The 2,695-nt window shown below is 72.8% G+C and carries 2 protein-coding genes; one reads left to right on the top strand and one right to left on the bottom strand.

Going from position 1 to position 2,695, the window contains the following annotated elements:
* Positions 1 to 909: SGNH/GDSL hydrolase family protein (locus CCN72_RS35270; RefSeq protein ID WP_425276201.1), on the bottom strand; the 909-nt coding region annotated here is incomplete at its 3' end.
* A 220-nt stretch (positions 910 to 1,129) separates the two neighbouring features.
* On the opposite strand from CCN72_RS35270, the gene CCN72_RS35265 reads away from it, so the two are divergent.
* Positions 1,130 to 2,446 carry a DUF445 domain-containing protein gene (locus CCN72_RS35265; RefSeq protein WP_086812450.1) on the top strand — a complete coding sequence of 439 codons (1,317 nt, stop codon included), beginning with the start codon at positions 1,130 to 1,132 and terminating at the stop codon, positions 2,444 to 2,446.
* Positions 2,447 to 2,695: the final 249 nt, after the last annotated feature.

Here is a 2,695-nt window from a genome sequence, read left to right as displayed (position 1 = left end):
GCGGCCGAGCCCGTCGGCGAGGACCTGGTTGCCGCTGATGCCCTCGTTGACGACGCTGTAGCGCGGCAGCCGCTGCCCGCCCGCGAGCGCGGACCGCAGCCGGTCGCCGAGGACGTCGGGCCAGCGGCGGTTGGCGCCGACGGTGGAGGTGATGCCGTCGGTGATGGAGTCGCCGAAGACGACGACCGTGCCGTCGGCCTCGTTGCTGAGCACGTCCAGCGCGGTCAGATACCGCCAGTACGGCGTCTGTTGGGTGTAGGGGGCACCGGTGGAGTCCTCGGTGCGGTCCCCGGCCGCGACGTACGAGGTCTGCTGCGCGTGCGGGTGGTAGGTGACCGGCCCGGAGGGGGTGGGGGAGTACGTGGTGACCAGGACGTCGGTGTCGTGGGGTATGAGCAGGTGCACCGCGTCGCTGACGACCTGTTCGCCCGCGGGTATGACGACACGGGTGGCGCCCCCGAAGGTGAGCCGCCGCATGGTGTCCTCGTCGGCCGCCGCCGTGGCGTCCCCCGCGGACAGCGCGAGGGTGGCGTGGGTGATGTCCAGCGGTGTCTGGCCGTAGAGGTTGGAGAGCGTGATCCGGGCACTCGTACCCCCGGCGTCCGCGTGGACGACGTTGCGCACGGAGTGGCCCGCGAGGCCGGCCGTCTCGGTGCCCGGTTCGCCGCCGACGGGGGCGCTCGCCCAGGAGCCGACCCAGGTGCCGGTGGAGACGGGCGCGGCGGAGCCGCGGTGGGGGCGGTCGTCGGCGAGGGTGCCGTCGCGGGTGTGGTCGCCGGCCGCGGCGGTGACGTAGATACCGGCGCTGACGGCCACCACCAGCGCGACGAGGGCGCCGAGCAGGGCGAGGTACTTGGTGCGGTGCTGTGCGCGGGGGGCCTCGGGGGCTCCGTCGGGGCGCGTGGTCACGCTCGTGCCGTTCTCCTCGGGAGGGGAGTCCCGGGTCTCCTCGGGGAGGGACCTGCGGGCTCCGATCTTGATGGGGCCATGATGCTTCATGGGCCGGGCCGCACCGTCGGGGCCCAGGGCCCAAGCCCCCGCCGGAACAGACGCCGGGAACTCCTGTTCCGTTCCGGGAGTCGGTCAGGAGGGGACAATTGTGCGCGGGATCACCGAACGGGTGGAGCTGATGGAACCTACCGAGACCGGAACTGCCGGACCGGCCGCGTCGTCGTACCGGACGATGACGGCCTTCACCCCTGCCGACGAGGAGCGTCGGCGCGGGGTGCGGCGGATGAAACTCACCGCGACGGGCCTGCTGCTGTTCGTCGCCGTGGTCTACGTCCTGGCCAAGCTGGCCGGGAACGCGGGCGCCGGGGCGTGGGCGGACTACGTCTCCGCGGCGGCGGAGGCGGGCATGGTGGGCGCGCTGGCGGACTGGTTCGCGGTGACCGCGCTGTTCCGGCACCCGCTCGGGCTGCCGATCCCGCACACCGCGATCATCCCGACCAAGAAGGATCAGCTGGGTGTCTCGCTGGGCGAGTTCGTGGGGGAGAACTTCCTGTCCCAGGACGTCGTACGGCAGCGGCTGCGCGCCGTCGGCATCGGTGCCCGGCTGGGTTCCTGGCTGGCCGAGCCGGAGCACGCGGACCGGGTGACGGCGGAGCTGGCGACCGCGTTGCGGGGCGCGCTCACGGTGTTGCGGGACTCGGATGTGCAGGCGGTGGTGGGGGAGGCGATCACCCGGCGGGCCGGGGCCCGGGAGATCGCGCCGGGGCTCGGCAAGATGCTGGAGAAGGTCGTCGCGGACGGCGGTCACAAGCGGGCCGTGGATCTGGTGGTCTCGCGGGCCCATGACTGGCTGGTGCTGCACGGCGACAATGTGATGGGTGCGGTGCAGGGCGGGGCGCCGGGTTGGACGCCGCGGTTCGTGGACCGCAAGATCGGTGAGCGGGTCTACAAGGAGTTGCTGCGGTTCTGCGCGGAGATGCGGGACATGCCGTCCCATCCGGCGCGTGGCGCCCTGGACCGTTTCCTGACCGATTTCGCCTCCGACTTGCAGTCGGACACCGAGACCCGGGCGCGGGTGGAGCGGCTGAAGGGCGAGGTGCTGGGCCGGGGCGAGGTGCAGGATCTGATCGCATCCGCCTGGACGGCCGTACGGTCGATGATCGTCGCGGCGGCGGAGGACGAGCGCAGTGAGCTGCGGACGCGGCTGCGGTCGGCGCTGCTGTCCCTGGGCGCGCGGATGGCGAGCGAGCCGAAGATGCAGGAGAAGGTGGACAGCTGGCTGGAGGGTGCGGCGGTGCATGTCGTGACCACGTACCGGGCGGAGATCACCTCGCTGATCACGGACACGGTGGCGGGCTGGGACGCCGAGCACACCACCCGGAAGATCGAGGCGCACATCGGGCGCGATCTGCAGTTCATCCGGATCAATGGCACGGTGGTGGGATCACTGGCGGGGCTGCTGATCTTCACGGTGTCGCGGGCGGTGGGTGGCTGACGACGGGTCATCCGGCGCCTGGAACGGCGGCGCGGGGGTATCCGTCGTCCTGCCGTCCTCCCGCTTCGGGGGGCGTCCTCGACGAGGAGGAAGCCGATGACAGGAGCCGAGAAGGCGTCCGCGGGGGCGTCTGAAGGGGCGTCTGCGGGGGCGTCCCGGGAGGCCGGTGCGGGCGGCGGTGCGGGTGACGGTGGCGGGTCGTACGGCGGCGGCCGGGCGGGTGGCGGCGGGTCGTGCGGCGGCGGCCGG

The sequence above is a fragment of the Streptomyces murinus genome (assembly GCF_002154555.1).
Lineage (GTDB): Bacteria > Actinomycetota > Actinomycetes > Streptomycetales > Streptomycetaceae > Streptomyces > Streptomyces murinus.
This window is presented reverse-complemented; position numbering and strand designations above follow the sequence as displayed.

Excerpts from the sequence above, each read along its gene's own strand:
- CCN72_RS35265 (WP_086812450.1), top strand. The coding sequence starts at position 1,130 with ATGGAACCTACCGAGACCGGAACTGCCGGACCGGCCGCGTCGTCGTAC.